16 protein-coding genes and 1 tRNA gene are annotated in these 17,224 nt (G+C 45.4%); 15 read left to right on the plus strand and 2 right to left on the minus strand.

Annotated elements, in window-relative coordinates; all coding sequences use genetic code 11:
* Nucleotides 1-4 precede the first annotated feature (4 nt).
* The 9 genes from rbfA (at nucleotide 5) to ICE93_RS06705 (ending at nucleotide 9,689) form a co-directional block, all read left to right on the plus strand.
* A complete protein-coding gene (gene rbfA / locus ICE93_RS06665) occupies nucleotides 5-373 on the plus strand; it encodes a 30S ribosome-binding factor RbfA (RefSeq protein WP_215346622.1) in 369 nt (122 codons plus the stop codon).
* 3 nt (nucleotides 374-376) lie between these two features.
* Nucleotides 377-1,288 carry a tRNA pseudouridine(55) synthase TruB gene (gene truB / locus ICE93_RS06670; protein ID WP_216186726.1) on the plus strand — a complete coding sequence of 304 codons (912 nt, stop codon included), beginning with the start codon at nucleotides 377-379 and terminating at the stop codon, nucleotides 1,286-1,288.
* Nucleotides 1,289-1,340: 52 nt separating this feature from the next.
* Nucleotides 1,341-3,158: a translational GTPase TypA gene (typA, locus tag ICE93_RS06675; protein ID WP_216186728.1), complete on the plus strand. Its 1,818-nt coding sequence runs from the start codon at nucleotides 1,341-1,343 to the stop codon at nucleotides 3,156-3,158.
* Between the two features lie 113 nt (nucleotides 3,159-3,271).
* Nucleotides 3,272-5,623 carry a Tex family protein gene (locus ICE93_RS06680; protein ID WP_216186731.1) on the plus strand — a complete coding sequence of 784 codons (2,352 nt, stop codon included), beginning with the start codon at nucleotides 3,272-3,274 and terminating at the stop codon, nucleotides 5,621-5,623.
* Nucleotides 5,624-5,715: 92 nt separating this feature from the next.
* Entirely contained in the window at nucleotides 5,716-6,045 is a 330-nt protein-coding gene (locus tag ICE93_RS06685) for a helix-turn-helix transcriptional regulator (protein WP_216186733.1), read from the plus strand.
* Nucleotides 6,036-6,521 (plus strand): arsenate reductase ArsC, encoded by a 486-nt coding sequence (locus ICE93_RS06690; protein WP_370624624.1) that lies wholly within the window; start codon nucleotides 6,036-6,038, stop codon nucleotides 6,519-6,521. The genes ICE93_RS06685 and ICE93_RS06690 overlap by 10 nt, the downstream gene beginning before the upstream one ends.
* Before the next feature lie 12 nt (nucleotides 6,522-6,533).
* Nucleotides 6,534-7,586, plus strand: coding sequence for an ACR3 family arsenite efflux transporter (arsB, locus tag ICE93_RS06695; protein WP_216186736.1), 1,053 nt, complete (start codon nucleotides 6,534-6,536; stop codon nucleotides 7,584-7,586).
* A 96-nt stretch (nucleotides 7,587-7,682) separates the two neighbouring features.
* Nucleotides 7,683-8,669: a tripartite tricarboxylate transporter substrate-binding protein gene (locus ICE93_RS06700; RefSeq protein ID WP_216186738.1), complete on the plus strand. Its 987-nt coding sequence runs from the start codon at nucleotides 7,683-7,685 to the stop codon at nucleotides 8,667-8,669.
* A 123-nt stretch (nucleotides 8,670-8,792) separates the two neighbouring features.
* Nucleotides 8,793-9,689 (plus strand): pseudouridine synthase, encoded by an 897-nt coding sequence (locus ICE93_RS06705; protein WP_216186740.1) that lies wholly within the window; start codon nucleotides 8,793-8,795, stop codon nucleotides 9,687-9,689.
* Here the strand turns inward: ICE93_RS06705 and ICE93_RS06710 are convergent.
* A complete protein-coding gene (locus tag ICE93_RS06710) occupies nucleotides 9,678-11,318 on the minus strand; it encodes an FMN-binding glutamate synthase family protein (protein WP_216186742.1) in 1,641 nt (546 codons plus the stop codon). The two genes, ICE93_RS06705 and ICE93_RS06710, sit on opposite strands and share 12 nt — an antisense overlap.
* Before the next feature lie 141 nt (nucleotides 11,319-11,459).
* Between ICE93_RS06710 and ICE93_RS06715 the strand changes: the two genes are divergently transcribed.
* From ICE93_RS06715 to ICE93_RS11465, 6 genes are all read left to right on the plus strand, one after another.
* Nucleotides 11,460-11,843, plus strand: a complete 384-nt coding sequence (locus tag ICE93_RS06715; RefSeq protein ID WP_216186744.1) for a translational machinery protein — start codon at nucleotides 11,460-11,462, stop codon at nucleotides 11,841-11,843.
* 24 nt (nucleotides 11,844-11,867) lie between these two features.
* Complete coding sequence (locus ICE93_RS06720) at nucleotides 11,868-12,122, plus strand: hypothetical protein (RefSeq protein WP_216186746.1); 255 nt, start codon at nucleotides 11,868-11,870, stop codon at nucleotides 12,120-12,122.
* Nucleotides 12,123-12,217: 95 nt separating this feature from the next.
* The gene (gene dusA, locus ICE93_RS06725) at nucleotides 12,218-13,300 is read left to right on the plus strand and encodes a tRNA dihydrouridine(20/20a) synthase DusA (protein ID WP_216186748.1); all 1,083 of its coding nucleotides are present in this window, start codon (nucleotides 12,218-12,220) and stop codon (nucleotides 13,298-13,300) included.
* Between the two features lie 66 nt (nucleotides 13,301-13,366).
* Nucleotides 13,367-13,442: transfer RNA gene (locus ICE93_RS06730), tRNA-His, on the plus strand.
* Between the two features lie 52 nt (nucleotides 13,443-13,494).
* Nucleotides 13,495-14,280, plus strand: a complete 786-nt coding sequence (locus ICE93_RS06735; protein ID WP_216186749.1) for an SUMF1/EgtB/PvdO family nonheme iron enzyme — start codon at nucleotides 13,495-13,497, stop codon at nucleotides 14,278-14,280.
* A 3-nt stretch (nucleotides 14,281-14,283) separates the two neighbouring features.
* Nucleotides 14,284-15,615, plus strand: a complete 1,332-nt coding sequence (locus ICE93_RS11465; protein WP_216186751.1) for an ATP-dependent RecD-like DNA helicase — start codon at nucleotides 14,284-14,286, stop codon at nucleotides 15,613-15,615.
* 4 nt (nucleotides 15,616-15,619) lie between these two features.
* Here ICE93_RS11465 and ICE93_RS06745 read toward each other — a convergent pair whose 3' ends face one another.
* Nucleotides 15,620-17,209 (minus strand): gamma-glutamyltransferase family protein, encoded by a 1,590-nt coding sequence (locus ICE93_RS06745; RefSeq protein WP_216186753.1) that lies wholly within the window; start codon nucleotides 17,207-17,209, stop codon nucleotides 15,620-15,622.
* Between the last annotated feature and the right edge of the window lie 15 nt (nucleotides 17,210-17,224).

Below are 17,224 nucleotides of genomic sequence, written 5' to 3' on the forward strand. Positions count from 1 at the left end.
CAATATGCATAAGACTAGCCCGCATCGCAACCAGCGTCTTGCTGATCAAATTCAGCGAGACCTGGCCGAACTCATTCCTCGTGAATTGCGCAGTCCAAGTTTAGGTTTGATTACTTTGCAAAGTATTGAGCTCACGCCTGACTTAGCGCATGCCAAAGTATTCTTTACTGTTTTAGGCGCTGAGCCTGAGCATGCTTTAAAAGCGCTTCAGGAAAAAGCCGGCTATTTGCATTCATTACTGTTTAAGCGTTTGCACATCCATACAGTGCCTACATTGCATTTTCACTATGACAGCTCAGTTGAGCATGGCATAGAGATGTCTCGTTTGATCGATCAGGCAGTCGAGAGCGATCATAAAGACGAGACAAAGTAATTTATGGCTATCAGAATCGACGGCGTAGTACTGCTAGATAAGCCTGCTGGAATGAGTTCGCAGGGCGCAGTTACTGCAGTCAAACGTGCTTTTAACGCTGATAAGGCTGGACATACTGGTACTTTAGATCCATTGGCAACTGGTTTGTTGCCTATTTGCTTGGGTGAAGCTACCAAGTACTCTCAAGACTTGCTCGAGGCAGATAAAACTTATATTGCGCAAGTGAAATTTGGTTCACGCACCGATACAGGCGATGCAGAAGGTCAAATTGTTGAAGAGTTACCATTACCAACATTCGCAAGTGACGCTGAAATGAAGGCCTGCTTAGAAGCGCTGCTGCCTAAATTTACAGGCGCTATTTCTCAAGTGCCACCAATGTACTCGGCTTTGAAACGCGATGGTAAACCTCTTTATGAATATGCTCGTGCTGGTGTGGAATTAGAGCGTGCACCGCGTGACATCATTATTCACTCCATTCGCTGGGTTAATATCAACTGGCCAGAGGCTACTCTAGAAGTGAGTTGTAGCAAGGGCACTTATGTTCGTGTTCTGGCTGAAGATATTGGCAATGCTCTGGGTTGCGGTGCTCATTTGCAGGGTTTGCGTCGTACTGAAGTAGGGCACCTTACTCTCGAACAGTCTTTTACGATTGAATCAATCCAAAGCGGTCTACAAAATACCGCTGACTATATATTGCCAGTAGATGCACTCTTGCAAACCTTGCCACACCTCACAGTAGATGAGCAACAGGCTAAGCGCCTTGAGATGGGGCAACGCGTTCCGCTCAATTTACCTTCTATCGAGGCATTAGTGCGCATCTATCGCGCAACTGCTGCTCCCCATAACTTTATTGGTACTGCCGATTGGCGTTCTGGAGTTTTGCATCCGAAGCGTTTAATTTCGCAGGTACATTAAGCAATCATTATTTATAACCCTTTTTACTTATCTTTAACTTTAGAAGCTTCACATGACTAAACGCGCACTTCGTAACATCGCCATCATCGCCCACGTTGACCACGGTAAAACTACTTTGGTTGACCAACTCTTGCGCCAATCAGGCACTTTTCGCTCTAATGAAAAAATGACCGAACGCGTCATGGATTCAAACGACTTGGAAAAAGAGCGTGGCATTACTATTTTGTCCAAGAACTGTGCGGTTGAGTATGACGGTACACATATCAATATCGTTGATACCCCAGGACACGCGGACTTCGGAGGTGAAGTAGAGCGCGTACTCTCCATGGTTGATGGTGTATTGCTCTTGGTGGATGCGGTTGAAGGCCCAATGCCGCAAACGCGTTTCGTAACCAAGAAAGCCTTGGCTTTAGGTTTGAAGCCAATCGTTGTCATTAACAAAGTTGACCGCCCAGGCGCCCGTACTGATTACGTAATCAATGCAACATTTGAGTTGTTTGACAAATTGGGCGCCACAGAAGAGCAGTTGGATTTCCCGGTTGTTTACGCTTCAGGTTTAAATGGCTACGCTGGCATGACTGACGATGTACGCGAAGGCGATATGCGCCCATTGTTTGACACAGTACTCAAGCACGTTCCAGTTCGTGATGACAATCCAGAAGGCCCATTGCAGTTGCAAATTACCTCGATTGAGTACAGCACATACGTTGGTAAGATCGGTGTAGGTCGCGTAAATCGTGGAACAGTGAAGCCTGGTATGGACGTAGTGTTTATGGATGGTCCAGACGGCATTCAACGTAAAGGCCGTATTAACCAAGTATTGAAGTTCCGTGGTTTGGAGCGTGAGTTGGTTGATGAGGCACAAGCGGGCGACATCGTTCTGGTTAACGGTATTGAAGATTTAGCGATTGGGACAACCATTTGCTCGCCAGATACACCAGAAGCATTGCCAATGCTCAAGATTGATGAGCCAACATTGACCATGAACTTCATGGTGAACACTAGCCCACTAGCTGGTCGTGAAGGTAAGTTCGTTACTAGCCGTCAGATTCGAGAGCGCCTTGATCGCGAATTGAAGTCAAATATGGCTTTGCGCGTTAGAGATACCGATGATGACACCGTATTTGAAGTGTCAGGTCGCGGTGAATTGCATCTCACTATTTTGGTAGAAACAATGCGTCGTGAAGGTTACGAATTGGCGGTTTCTCGTCCACGAGTTGTTTTCCATGAGGAAGATGGCGTGAAGATGGAGCCGTATGAGAACTTAACGGTTGACGTTGAAGATACGACTCAAGGCGCCGTAATGGAAGACTTGGGTAAGCGTAAAGGCGAATTGCTCGACATGGTGAGTGACGGAAAAGGTCGTACACGTCTCGAGTACCGTATTCCTGCGCGTGGTCTGATCGGCTTCCAAGGCGATTTCATGACCATGACTCGTGGTAATGGCTTGATGAGTCATACATTTGATTCATATGCACCAGCTAAAGACGGCATCTTGGGTGAGCGTCATAATGGCGTATTGATTAGCCAAGATGATGGTGAAGCAGTTGCCTACGCATTGTGGAAGCTACAAGACCGCGGTCGTATGTTCGTAAGCCCTGGCGATCCTTTGTACGAAGGCATGGTGATCGGTATTCATAGTCGTGATAACGACTTAGTTGTGAATCCTATTAAGGGCAAGCAATTAACTAACGTTCGTGCATCTGGTACTGACGAAGCGGTTCGCTTGGTTACCCCAATCGCCATGAACCTAGAATATGCGGTTGAATTTATTGATGATGATGAGTTGGTTGAAGTAACGCCGAAGAGTATTCGCATTCGTAAGCGCTACCTCAAGGAGCATGAGCGTAAAAAAGCCTCACGCGAATAAGCTAGCTTAGTTTCACAACAAAAGTCACCTGCTGGTGGCTTTTGTTCTTCATTGAAATCAGAATACAAAAAATAATAAAAATATTTAAATATCCGTTTAATAAATAGACATACATGCTGCCATCGATTGAACAACGCCTTGCAAATGAACTCTCCGCTAAGCCTACTCAAGTAGCTGCTGCTATAGCCCTGATGGATGAGGGTGCCACCGTTCCATTTATTGCTCGTTACCGTAAAGAAGCCACCGGTGGATTGGATGACGCGCAATTACGTTTATTGGAAGAACGCCTTAGTTATCTTCGTGAATTAGAAGAACGTCGCAAAACAATCGTTACCTCCATTGAAGAGCAGAAGAAGATGACGCCAGAGTTACTCAAAGCCATCATGTTGGCGGAGGATAAAACTCGCCTAGAGGATCTATACCTTCCATATAAGCCTAAGCGCAGGACTAAGGCTCAGATTGCCTTAGAAGCTGGCTTAGAGCCACTGGCGAATGATTTGCTCACTAATCCAAATTTGGACCCTGAAACAGAGGCTGCCAAATACATTAAAGAAGCGTTTGACGTAGATGGCACTAGTAACCCTGGAGTGCCTGACACCAAGGCGGCTCTCGAGGGCGCTCGTCAGATATTGATGGAGCGTTTTGCTGAAGACGCCACGCTAGTTCAGTCACTTAGAGAGTATTTGCAAGACCATGGAGTAGTAGAGTCCAAAGTGATTGCTGGTAAAGAACAAGAGGGTGAAAAATTTGCAGACTACTTTGATTACTCTGAACCTATTAAAGCCATTCCTTCGCATCGCGCTTTAGCCTTATTTAGAGGTCGCCGTGAGCAGGTGCTAATGGTGAGCTTGCGTTTAGATTCTGAAGAAGAAAAACCAAAATGGGATTCACCGCACAATCCTTGCGAGACTCGTATCGCTAATCACTTCATGATTAAAAATGATGGCCGCCCAGCCGATGCATGGTTGGCGGATACCGTGCGCTGGACTTGGCGAATCAAATTTTCTTTACATTTAGAGTCAGAGCTCATGACTGCACTGCGTGAGCGATCAGAAACTGAGGCAATCAATGTCTTTGCTCGTAACCTCAAAGACTTGCTCTTAGCCGCTCCAGCTGGTCCTAGAGTAACCATTGGCTTAGATCCTGGCATGCGAACTGGTGTGAAGGTGGCGGTCGTTGATGCCACAGGCAAAGTGGTTGATACCGATGTGATTTATCCGCACCAGCCTAAGAATGATTGGGCAGGTTCATTGCATACCTTGGCTAAATTGGCTGAGAAACACAGTGCGACACTAATTTCTATTGGTAATGGCACAGCATCTCGTGAGACGGATAAGTTGGCTCAAGAGCTCATTAAGGCAAAGCCTGAGTTAAAGCTGACTAAGATTGTTGTCTCTGAAGCAGGTGCCTCTGTTTATTCTGCCTCCGAGTATGCCTCTAAAGAATTGCCTGGTATGGATGTTTCATTGCGTGGCGCTGTATCTATCGCTAGAAGACTTCAAGATCCATTAGCTGAATTAGTGAAAATCGACCCTAAATCAATTGGCGTAGGTCAGTACCAGCATGATGTGATGCAAACCCAATTGGCCAAATCTTTGGTTGCGGTTGTAGAGGACTGTGTGAATGCGGTCGGTGTTGATGTGAACACAGCCTCTGCGCCATTGCTAGCAAGGGTTTCAGGGTTAAGCACTGCCGTAGCGGAAGGCATCGTGGCCTATCGTGATAGCAAAGGAGCATTCAAGTCGAGAGCAGACCTCAAGAGTGTTCCGCGCCTTGGAGAGAAGACTTACGAACAAGCTGCAGGATTCTTGCGCATCATGAATGGCAATAATCCATTAGATGCCTCTGCAGTTCATCCAGAATCCTATCCATTGGTTGAAAAAATTCTGAAAGATATTAAGAAGGGTGTAAAAGAAGTGATTGGTGATTCCGCTCTTCTTAAATCACTCTCACCAGAAAAGTATGCTGATGGACAGTTTGGTGTGCCAACGGTTACTGACATTATGAGGGAGTTAGAAAAGCCAGGTCGTGACCCCCGCCCAGAATTTACTACGGCGACTTTTAAGGATGGAGTAGAAAAAATCAGCGATCTGAATGCTGACATGATTCTAGAGGGCGTTGTTACTAACGTGGCGGCCTTTGGTGCCTTCGTAGACATTGGCGTACATCAAGATGGCTTGGTACATATTTCAGCGCTCTCCAATACCTTTGTAAAAGATCCGCATAGCGTTGTGAAAGCAGGTCAGGTCGTCAAGGTTAAAGTGCTTGAGGTAGATGAAAAGCGAAAGCGAATCGCCTTAACAATGCGTTTGAGTGATGAGGCGCCTAAAGTGGGAGCTAAGCCTGAACAAAGAGTCCCAAATCGCCCACGCACAGCAGAGCCTAAAAAGCCGCAAGAGGATAGAAGGCAGGCGCTGCCTATCAATAATGCGATGGCAGCGGCTTTTAGTAAGCTCAAAAAATAAAGGGTAAATCAATCCCAAGCCGAGCATCAAAGTAATTACAGGCTCTAGAGGTCTGTAATATTTCTGTCATATGTTTCTATATAATTGGAAATATGAAAAATACAGATGCTGTTCAAGCCTTTCTAGCTTTAGGCCAAGAGTCAAGACTCAATGTTTTTCGCTTAATTGTGCAACGTGGCGATGTTGGTCTTACGCCAAGCCAAATTATTGAGAAGTTGGGTATTCCAAACGCTACTTTGAGCTTTCACCTCAAGGAGTTGGCGCATGCAGATCTCCTGTTAGTTGAGAGACAGGGTCGTAACTTAATCTATCGTCCAAATGCCAAGCTTGTGAAAAATCTCAGTGAATTCTTATTGGAAAACTGCTGTGGTGGGCAAGACTGCAGCACTGTCAAAGCTATCAAAAGGTCTAAATCAGTATGAAGCAATACAACATTCTTTTTCTTTGCACTCATAATTCAGCGCGCTCAATTTTGGGGGAGGCATTAGCCTCTACACATCCAAGCGGCAAGTTGAGAGGTTTCTCAGCAGGCTCTACGCCTGGAGCCGGCGTTAATCCTATTGCAGCAGATATCGCTGTAGAGCTTGGCATGGATCGAGCCTTACTCAAATCCAAAAGCTGGGACGTTTTTGGCGAACCAAATGCTCCTAAGATGGATTTCATCGTTACCGTCTGTGATAACGCTGCTGGAGAGGTTTGTCCTTTCTGGCCAGGTAATCCTGTAACGGCGCACTGGGGTTTTCCTGATCCATCACAAGTCCAGGGCACCGATATTGAAAAGAGGGCTGCTTTTAATGAGCTAATGAATGGTCTCAAAAAGCGCATCGACATCTTGGCTGAGATGCCATTGGATAAATTAGATTCCATGAGCCTCAAGAACATTCACGCTCAGATTTAACTAAATGGCCCCATGACTTCATTAACTAAAAAACTATCATTTCTGGATCGCTACTTAACGGTTTGGATTTTTGCTGCTATGGTACTTGGTATTGGCTTGGGATACTTTTTCCCAGGGGTAGAGGGCTTCATCAATTCATTCCAGGTAGGCAGCACTAATTACCCCATTGCGATTGGCTTGATTTTGATGATGTATCCACCTTTCGCAAAAGTTCGTTATGAAGATCTGCCAGATGTCTTTAGGGACAAAAGCATTTTTGCAATAGCCTTCTTGATGAATTGGATCATTGCACCTGCATTTATGTTTATGCTGGCGATCATATTTGTGCCTGACCAACCAGAGTACATGGCTGGGCTGATATTGATTGGTATTGCACCGTGTATCGCCATGGTGATTGTCTGGAATGATATCGCCAAAGGCTCCACAGAATATGCAGCCGGCTTGGTAGCATTTAATGCCATTTTCCAGGTCTTGTTCTTTAGCTTTTACGCCTATTTCTTTTTAACTGTATTGCCACCATTCTTCGGATTGGCTGGCTCCAACGTCAGTATTACGATTGCAGAAATTGCTAAAACCGTCTTTATCTATCTAGGCATTCCTTGTATTTCCGGCTTGCTTACTAGGTATGTGGCGCTCAAGATTGTTTCTAAAGAGTGGTATCACGAGAACTTTGTGCCCAGGATCGGAAAGATCACATTAGTTGCCTTGTTATTTACCATTGTCGTAATGTTTAGCTTGAAGGGTAAGCTAATACTGCAATTACCTGGAGATGTCTTAACAATTGCCATTCCATTGCTCGTTTATTTTGGTGTGATGTTTGCGATTACCTTTGTCATAACTACCAAGATGGGTTTAGATTACAAACGCTGCTGTACTTTATCTTTCACTGCTTCTAGTAACAATTTCGAGCTCGCCATTGCAGTTGCAATAGCTGTTTTTGGTATTAATTCCGGGGCAGCATTTGCAGCGGTAATTGGTCCGCTGGTCGAGGTGCCCATCATGATTGGCTTGGTTGCCGTCGCCCTGTGGATAAAAGGTCGTTATTTCAGTACCTTAAGTAGTTAACTGATTTTTTACTCAGAATTTTCACCGCTGAAGTTACAAATTCTCTAAACTGTTAGATTATTTGTTAAATCACGAAAGGCTAGGTTTACTGTGAAAATGTCCCAATCAATTTTCCGCATTGCAGCAATTTTGCTGTGTGCATTAGGTGTCAGCATTTCTGTTGCTAAGGCTGCGGATTTCCCTGGCGATCGTCCGATTACTTTGGTTGTGCCTTTTGCAGCTGGTGGTCCAACCGATAAAGTTGCGCGCGAATTAGCTCTTGCTATGGGCAAGCAACTCAAGGGCCAAGTGATTGTGGATAACAGTCCTGGTGCTGGTGGCACAATCGGAGCTAAGAAAGTAATTAACTCCAAGAATGATGGTTACACCTTGTTGATTCATCATATTGGCATGTCTACTGCTCCGGCGCTTTACAAGAACTTAGGTTTTGATCCTATGAATGATTATGAGTATGTTGGTCAAGTTGCTGACGTACCAATGGTCTTGGTTGGCAATAAGGATTTGCCTCCAAAGAACTTCCAAGAATTACTTCCTTACATGAAAGCTAATACTAGTAAGATTGCTTACGCTAATGCGGGCGTAGGTTCTGCTAGCCATTTATGTGGCTTACTCTTTATGAGCCGCATTCAGTTGGATTTGACTACCGTTCCTTATAAAGGAACAGCTCCTGCCTTAACAGATTTAATTGGCGGTCAAGTTCAGTTGATGTGTGATCAAACAACTAATATCTCCGGTCAGCTAACAACAGGCTCTATCAAGCCTTACGGCACAACAACCATGCAGCGCCTCAAAGCCTTTGATAAGATTCCGACACTCAACGAGCAGGGCTTGAAGAACTTTGAAATTAAAGTGTGGCATGGTGTTTATGCGCCTAAAGGTACGCCTAAAGCAGAGATGGATAAATTATCCAAGGCATTGCAAGGCGCAATTCAAGATCCTCAGTATAAAAAGCATATGGCTGAGTTGGGTGTGGAGATTCCATCGCAAGCAAATGCTAGCCCAGAAGGCCTGAAAAAGCATTTGAAGGCACAGATTGATTTGTGGTCACCGATTATTAAAGCTGCAGGTATTTACGCAGACTAAGCAATCACAGCATCGCAGTAAAGCCGCCTTCGGGCGGTTTTTCTTTTGCGCGATGCTTGAATGTAGAGCCCTTGACTCGATTAATTTAAACTGGGCGACAGCAGTATTTGTTAGCGGAGCTTTATGAGAGTTAATTCAGAGGGAGTATCGGCATCGCAGGTATATCTACCTGCTGATCAATCTCATGCAAATTTACTCAACTTTTTTGTAAAGCATTTTCCTCATATTGCAGAGGATGAGTGGATTTCCCGCTTCAAGGATGGTCTTATTCTTGATCAAGAGGGCCATGCTCTGGCCGCTAATGATGCCTACCTCCCAAATTCCCATTTAATCTACTTCCGGAGGTTGGATCGTGAGCCAGACATTCCATATGAAGAGCATATTCTGTATCAAGATGAGCATATTCTTGTAGCTGATAAACCCCACTTTTTACCAGTAACGCCGAGCGGTCTTTATTTACATCAAACTTTGCTCAATCGCCTCAAGAAAACCACTGGCATACATACGCTAAGCCCAATACACCGCATTGATCGAGATACTGCTGGCCTAGTCATCTTTTCGGTTAATCCACATGAGCGCTCTCAGTACCAAAATCTCTTTAGAGATAGGGCGGTGAAGAAGATATATGAAGCTATTGCGCCTTACTCGAATGATCTCGAACAAAAGCTCCCAATGAATTATCAAAGTCGTCTTGAAGAATCCGAACACTTCTTGCAAATGCATGAGATAGAAGGAGAGCCTAACTCTGACACATTGATTGAATTGATCGATAAAAAACAATCCTGGGCTAAGTATCGATTAACCCCGGGTAGCGGTAAAAAGCATCAGCTTCGATGCCATCTGAATACCCTTCAAATTCCTATTAAAAACGATCAGATCTATCCAGTTCTGACGCCTTATCAAGAATATGACCTAGACTTCTCTAAGCCATTGCAGTTACTGGCTAAGGAAGTGGAGTTTATGGACCCAATAACTCGTGCTTTAAGGTCCTTTAGAAGCTCTCGGGAGTTAGTTTTTTAGAGCGGAAAAGCTTTGCGCTTGAGAGCGGTGCCAATACAGATCAAAAACTCTCGGTAAATTCAGGCTTGGATCAATGTGGCCTGCAGTAAGTAGAAGTCCTGCCGGCATTTCTGGCAAGAGGAAGGATAAAAGTCTCACTTCATGTTTATTAATGCGTCGAATGATGTGTGGCGCATCAATCTCACCAGGGTGATGCAATCCCGCAGCTTCAACTAAAGCTTTTAGTGTTTTCAGAGTTTCATTATGGAAATTAAATACTCGCTCAGCTTTGTTTGGAACCACTAGAGCCTTTTGGCGCAATGGATTTTGAGTGGTCACTCCGGTAGGGCAGTTTCCGGTATTGCATACTTGTGCCTGAATACATCCAATAGAGAACATAAACCCACGGGCACTATTGCACCAGTCTGCGCCTAAGGCAAAGGCAACTGCCATATCAAATGCGCTAATTATTTTTCCAGCACAGCCAATCTTAATTTGATCGCGAAGATTCACGCCAACCAGGGTATTGTGAACGAGACGTAATCCTTCTTGTAGTGGTGTGCCAACGTGATTGGTAAATTCAACCGGAGATGCACCCGTACCGCCTTCAGATCCGTCCACTACAATGAAGTCGGGGTAGATGCCGGTTTCTAACATGGCTTTAACAATGCCAAACCATTCCCATGGATGACCCACGCAGAATTTAAATCCAACTGGTTTGCCGCCTGAAAGATCGCGCAGTTTTTTGATGAAATACATTAGCTCTAGCGGGGTGGAAAATGCGCTATGAGAAGCAGGGGAGATGCAGGCTTCACCTTCTTTTACGCCGCGAGCAGCAGCAATTTCGGCCGTCACCTTTGAGCCAGGCAGAATGCCGCCATGACCAGGTTTTGCGCCCTGGCTTAACTTCAGCTCAATCATTTTGACCTGTGGGTCTACAGCATTCTTGGTGTATTTTTCTGCATTAAATCTACCATCGGGATGACGACAGCCGAAGTAGCCGGAACCAATTTCCCAAATGAGATCACCGCCATGGATGCGATGGTATTTAGAGATGGATCCTTCGCCAGTGTCATGGGCAAACCCACCTTTTTTAGCGCCTAGATTCAGGGCCATTACGGCATTGGCGCTGAGAGACCCAAAGCTCATGGCGGAGATATTAAAAATACTGGCCGAATATTTTTGTTTACAGTCCTTCCCGCCAATCTCCACTCGAAAGTTGTGGCTCAGCAAGCGGGTGGGGGCTAGCGATTGATTGATCCATTGATATCCCGGAGCCATCACATCTAAGGTGGTGCCAAACGGAATCTCATCGGGTACGGCCTTGGCACGTGAATATACCAAGGTACGCTGCTCCTTGGAGAAAGGGGTTTCATCATTGTCACCCTCAATAAAGTACTGACGAATTTCTGGCCGAATAAATTCGAGCATGAAACGCAAATGTCCGATTACAGGATAGTTGCGAAGGATAGCTACTTTAGTTTGTAGGAGATCATAAATGCCAACTAAGCTGAGAAAGCCAAATATCAGCATGAATTGGTATGCCTGCCGATGGAGTTCTAGAGCTGCAAAACTAGCTATGACTGCCAAAACACACAGTACAAATGGAATGTATCTAATAGGCATGTATTTATTGGGTGAGATGGCCATATTTAACCTAAATGTGAATGACTTCAGTATACAAATTTAATACTAATTCTATTTATTTGATTTATATCAAGTGCATAAAGTATGTATGAGTCTTGGCAGGAGTATTCTCAAAGATTAGTAATTATTAATAATAGGAAGAATATGTCATTAAATCATGCAGTTATTTGGATTGACCATAAAGAAGCTCATGTTATGTTTTTGAGTCAGCAGGCTAGTGAGGCTGAGGTTATTCGCAGCAAAACTACTCATGCTCATTTGCACCATAAGGGTGGTGAAGTGGGTAGCGGCAAACTTGCCCTAGATTCCAAGTATTTGCATTCAGTAATTAATGCCGTAAATGAATCCAAGGAAATTTTGATTCTGGGGCCAGGCTCTGCAAAATTAGAATTAATTAAACATGCCCATAAACATGACGCTAAGATTGCTGAAAATATCGTTGGTGTAGAAACTGTCGACCATCCTACAGATAAAGAAATTCTTGCTTATGCACGTAAGTTTTTCTATAAAGCAGATCAAATGCTGTAAATCTAGATATATAGGGAAATACAAATGACTAAAGAAGCTTTGGGGCCAGATGGTCTGCCGGGACACGATTATTTTCTAGATGCAGTTAATCATATTGATGAGGCTGTAGTTAACAATACGATTGCGGCTAGCGCTGCTAAAGGAATCATTTTTAGTCTGGTTGAAACCCTGGGTGCAATGGTTGGCGATCCTGATCTACCAAACCATCTCAAGTCTGGTTATATGGGGGCTTTAGATCTCGCAGTTGAGCTAGAAGCAAAGTTAGCCAAGCTGAAATAATTAAAAAATAGTTTCTGTGCTCAGAATGAACAAGGGCGACTTCGGTTGCCCTGATGCATTTAAAATGGAACGCAATTGCACTTATATAGAAGTTTATGGATCAATCCCCGGAGAAACGTTTAGCTGTCGCCCCCATGATGGAGTGGACTGATCGCCATTGCCGTTCTTTTCATCGCACGCTTACAAAGCAAGCTGTACTCTACACTGAGATGGTTACTACTGGAGCGTTGTTGCATGGAGACGTACCACGCCATTTAGATTATTCGCAAGATCAACATCCGGTAGTGCTTCAGCTTGGTGGTTCTGAGCCAACTGATTTGGCTAAATCAGCAGAGCTCGCTCAGCAGTGGGGTTATGATGAGATTGACTTGAATTGCGGATGTCCATCTGAGCGTGTTCAGCGCGGTGCCTTTGGCGCATGCTTAATGTCAGAACCAAATTTGGTAGCTGACTGTGTCAAGGCAATGAGAAATGCAGTTGATGTTCCGATTTCTGTAAAGCATCGCTTGGGTTTAGATTCGATGGATGCATCGAAATCGAAAGAAGACTACCAATTTGCACTTAACTTCATTCTCGCTGTTGCTGATGCTGGTGCTAGTCAAGTCACCATTCATGCGCGTAATGCCGTGCTCAAAGGCTTATCCCCCAAAGAAAATCGAAGTAAGCCACCATTGCGTTACGAAGTAGCCGCACAACTTCGCTTAGATGCGCAAAAACAATTTCCTAATTTAAAAGTCTTACTAAATGGCGGCCTAGAAACCAACGAGCTAATTGCCGGTCATTGGGATGATTTTGATGGCTTTATGGTGGGAAGAGCGGCTTATCACTTTCCTGCTTTGCTATTGGGTTGGGATGACATGATCAATACTAATGGAGATGCCGCCGGATATCTTTTTAGCGAGAGCGAGTGGCATCGCATACAAATCGCATTGGTTAAGCAGGTTCACGCATGGTTTGACGAATGCCATGCTAAAGGAAGGCTTTTCTATATAGGCGCCTTCACCAGACATATTTTGGGCCTTGCTCATGGCAGGGCAGGCTCTCGATATTGGCGCCAACGACTCTCAGATCACCACGCTTTGGCTAAAGTTCAGAGTAAACCGGCAATTACGGACTTTTTTATTGATGCAAGCCTGTGCCTGGGAGATTGGGCAGCTTTTGAGTTCGAAAGTGCTTAAATAGGGCTGCAATAGAGAGTTTTTGACAGCTTTTTGAGCAAAAAGCTATAATTTAGGTCTTCAGTGGCGGACGTAGCTCAGTTGGTAGAGTCCCAGATTGTGATTCTGGTTGTCGCGGGTTCGAGCCCCGTCGTTCGCCCCACTATATATCTCGAGAGCTCCCAAGTGGAGCTTTTTCTATTACAGTCTTTCACATGAAAAAGTTTGATTTCTCTACCATCCTCTTTGGCCTGCTGCTCACAGCAATCGCTGTGTATTTCATGCTGAGGTCATCTCCAAGTCAGGGCGCTCCAAAATCATCTATTCCATCGGTGCAAATTGGTAATCTCGTTTGGGATCAAACCGAGATGACGATTGCTGACGTCAAAACTTATGCTGCCTCCACTAGCTTTATCAGTGCAGCAGAAAAGAAGGGTGGCGGCCTTTCCTATGAAGCGGGGTTTGTGCAAAAACCAGGATGGTCTTGGAAGACGCCTTACGGTGTTCCTGCAAAAGACGCTGAGCCAGCAGTTCACCTCAATCAAAAAGAGGCGGAGTCTATTTGCCGTTATTACGGCAAACGTTTGCCTACTGACGCTGAATGGACTAATGCTGCTTTTTTGGAGCAAAGAAGCAATCCGCCAGCGGGCTATACCAAAGGCCAACGCTATCCATTTCCAGGGGGTGGCAATCCTTCTGTGTCACATTGCTTAAGTGGCTGCGGTGACTACAAGGGCTTAGCTCCTGTAAGGGCTTTGAATCGGGGTACAGGTCATGTGACCACCAACACTACTAAGCCTGGAGTTAATGGTATGTATGACATGGGTGGCAATGTTTGGGAGTGGACAGCTACAGAGCGCAATGGCGGCTTCATTACTCGTGGTGCATCATGGTGGTACGGCCCGGAAAGACAGCAAGAGTCTGATGTCGAATCAAAACCGGGTGATATTGCTGTGGTTTACATTGGATTTCGGTGTGTGGCTGATGCCGTGAAACAATAGAGGATGTCTACCTCAATCCCTCAATCTACCGATATTGAAATCACACCCGATTACGAGGCAGTGATTGAGGCAATTGAGCGGCACGATCCTTATATCTTTGTTAGTGGCAAGGCGGGCACTGGCAAAACTACGTTAATTGGTTATCTGCGTGAGGCTATTCCGGGTAATGTGGTGGTGGTTGCTCCCACAGGGGTGGCTGCATTGCAAGTAAAAGGGGTGACGATTCATTCCTTTTTCAGATTGCCCCCACGACTCATCTTCCCTGAGGAAGATATCAAGCCACTGCGTGATAAGCGACTCTATAAGGATATTCGTCTACTCATCATTGATGAGATTTCGATGGTGCGTGCCGACGTAGTAGATGCGATGGATCTATTTCTACGCGAGAACGGTCCACAAAAAGGCCAGCCTTTTGGTGGCATTCAGGTGATGTTTGTTGGTGATTTGTTTCAACTGCCGCCGGTAGTCTCGAGTAGCGATATGCAAGTGCTGGCTGATCGTGGATACGAGGGGCCTTATTTCTTCTGCGCCATGGCATTACATCGCAAAGATGTCACGATGGTTGAGCTTTCTAAGATCTTCCGACAAAAGGATGAGTTCTTTGCTGGCCTGCTCAATCGTATTCGGATTAACCAAGATGTTGACGAGGCAATTGATATTCTTAATTCGCAGTGCTATCGCAAAGAAGAGCAAGTTGATGAGCAGACAATTACTCTCACTACGACGAATGCACGTGCAGATCAAATCAACGGGGCAGGGCTCAGAGCCATCACCACCGAGGGCAAGGTATATGCCGGTAAGTCGACTGGAAAATTTAATGTCGATGAGCGTAATTTGCCATCGCCTAATAATTTAGTGCTGAAAGTTGGCGCTAAGGTGATGTTTACAGCAACGGACCCTGGGTTTCCAAAGCGTTGGGTCAATGGCACGATTGGAGTGGTGCGTGAGATGTTGCCAGATAAGGTCAAGGTTATGGTGCAAAACGGCCCATACTCCAATACTGTTGAGGTAACTGGTCATCAGTGGGAATCCTATCGCTACGATCATGACATGATGTCAGGAAAGATTTCTCCCAGCATCATTGGTACTTATGTACAGATTCCATTAATGCTAGCTTGGGCGGTCACCATCCATAAGAGCCAAGGCAAAACACTCGACAAAGTAAAAGTGGATCTCTCATCGGGAGCCTTTGCCTCGGGGCAGGTCTATGTGGCCTTGAGTCGTTGCAAAACGATCGAAGGTATTTCACTACAAAGACCAATTGAGCCTAGGGATGTGAGTTGCGATCAAGAGATCAAGCGTTTCTATATGAACTGCTTGCCAACTTCTAAATAGCAACCTAAAAACCAGCAGCCAATCCATCTCTTCGGTGATCGCTACCAGCAATATAGGCTGAATCTGCATCTTCGCTTAACTTGGCGATTGCTTGCGCGCTACCAAAATCTAGGCTGTTAGCAGGTTGCACAGCCACTTCATGGCCCAGTGCTTTCAAACCATCCACAACACTTGCTGGCATTGATGCTTCAACGGTAAGCTTGCCTAAATCATCAATGCGCCAACGTGGTGAGTCAGAGCAGGCTTGAGGATTGAGATATTCATCAACAAAGCGCATAACAAACTGAATATGACCTTGAGGTTGCATATTGCCACCCATTACTCCAAACGCCATAGTAGGCTTGCCATCCTTCGTTAGGAATGCCGGCAGAATAGTATGGAACGGACGCTTACCTGGTGCCACTTGATTGGGATGATCGTTTTCTAATCTGAAGCTCATGCCGCGATTATGGAAAGCAATCCCGCCTGGTGCAACTACGCCAGATCCAAAGCCTTTGAAGTTCGACTGGATATAAGAAATCATCATGCCGGATTCATCGGCGGCACACAGATATACCGTTCCACCTGAATGAGGGTCACCAGCTCTATAGCTAGAAGCTTTACCGTGATCAATCATGGCGGCGCGACTTGCCAAGTAATTCCTATCTAGTAAGCTAGTCACTGGCATTTGCATTGAGCGAGCATCAGAAACGTAGGCATACACATCAGCAAAAGCCATACGCATCGCTTCAATTTGTAAATGAATGCGCTGAGGAGAATTAGCAGGGTATTGCTTCACATTTGCTGCTTGCAAAATACCCAAAGCAATTTGCGCTGCAATGCCTGAGCCGTTAGGTGGAATTTCATGAAGAGTGTATTCACCGTAATCAAATGCGAGGGGTTCAACCCATTCCGATTGGTTATCAGCAAAGTCTTGCATGGTGAGGCAGCCACCAGTTGCTTGAGCAAAGTCGACCATACTCTGAGCGAGTGGGCCTTTATAGAAAGACTCGCCTTCAGTGGTAGCAATTTCTTTAAGTGTTTTGGCTTGTGCAGGATATTTCCAGATTTGAGCTGCCTGTGGGGCCTTACCATCAATCAAAAATGACTCAGAAAAGCCAGGCTGGTTCTTTAGGATCGGTATTGCTTCACGCCATTGGCGTGCAATGACTGGAGAAACTGGAAAACCATTTTCAGCATAATCAATTGCGCGTTTAAATAACTGAGCAAACGGTAATTTTCCAAACTTACGCGACAGGTCAACCCACCCGGCAACCATGCCTGGAACGGTAACCGTATTCCAGCCAATTAAATCCATAGCTGATTTTCCAGCGAAGTACTCTGGTTTCCAAGCGGCAGGTGCACGACCCGAAGCATTTAAACCATGAATTTTTTTACCGTCCCAGAGGATTGCAAAACCATCCCCGCCTATGCCATTCATAGTGGGTTCAACAACAGTCAGTGTGATGGCTGTTGCTAGAGCGGCATCCACTGCGTTACCACCATTTTGCAAGGCTTCAATGCCAGCTTGGGTTGCAAGTGGTTGGGAGCTGGCAACCGTATTTCTGGCTAGCACCGGAGCGCGGCCACCACCAAAGGGAGGGGAAATCAACATAGTAAGTCTTTTAGT

It is taken from the genome of Polynucleobacter sp. MWH-HuK1 (assembly GCF_018881815.1).
Classification (GTDB): domain Bacteria; phylum Pseudomonadota; class Gammaproteobacteria; order Burkholderiales; family Burkholderiaceae; genus Polynucleobacter.

Coding starts and splice junctions, on each gene's coding strand:
- truB (WP_216186726.1), top strand. CDS start 377: ATGGCTATCAGAATCGACGGCGTAGTACTGCTAGATAAGCCTGCTGGA.
- rbfA (WP_215346622.1), top strand. CDS start 5: ATGCATAAGACTAGCCCGCATCGCAACCAGCGTCTTGCTGATCAAATT.
- ICE93_RS06720 (WP_216186746.1), top strand. CDS start 11,868: ATGACTAAAGAAGCTTTGGGGCCAGATGGTCTGCCGGGACACGATTAT.
- ICE93_RS06715 (WP_216186744.1), top strand. CDS start 11,460: ATGTCATTAAATCATGCAGTTATTTGGATTGACCATAAAGAAGCTCAT.
- dusA (WP_216186748.1), top strand. CDS start 12,218: ATGGATCAATCCCCGGAGAAACGTTTAGCTGTCGCCCCCATGATGGAG.
- ICE93_RS06710 (WP_216186742.1), bottom strand. CDS start 11,318: ATGGCCATCTCACCCAATAAATACATGCCTATTAGATACATTCCATTT.
- arsB (WP_216186736.1), top strand. CDS start 6,534: ATGACTTCATTAACTAAAAAACTATCATTTCTGGATCGCTACTTAACG.
- ICE93_RS06705 (WP_216186740.1), top strand. CDS start 8,793: ATGAGAGTTAATTCAGAGGGAGTATCGGCATCGCAGGTATATCTACCT.
- ICE93_RS06745 (WP_216186753.1), bottom strand. CDS start 17,209: ATGTTGATTTCCCCTCCCTTTGGTGGTGGCCGCGCTCCGGTGCTAGCC.
- ICE93_RS06700 (WP_216186738.1), top strand. CDS start 7,683: ATGTCCCAATCAATTTTCCGCATTGCAGCAATTTTGCTGTGTGCATTA.
- ICE93_RS11465 (WP_216186751.1), top strand. CDS start 14,284: ATGTCTACCTCAATCCCTCAATCTACCGATATTGAAATCACACCCGAT.
- ICE93_RS06685 (WP_216186733.1), top strand. CDS start 5,716: ATGAAAAATACAGATGCTGTTCAAGCCTTTCTAGCTTTAGGCCAAGAG.
- ICE93_RS06680 (WP_216186731.1), top strand. CDS start 3,272: ATGCTGCCATCGATTGAACAACGCCTTGCAAATGAACTCTCCGCTAAG.
- ICE93_RS06735 (WP_216186749.1), top strand. CDS start 13,495: ATGAAAAAGTTTGATTTCTCTACCATCCTCTTTGGCCTGCTGCTCACA.
- typA (WP_216186728.1), top strand. CDS start 1,341: ATGACTAAACGCGCACTTCGTAACATCGCCATCATCGCCCACGTTGAC.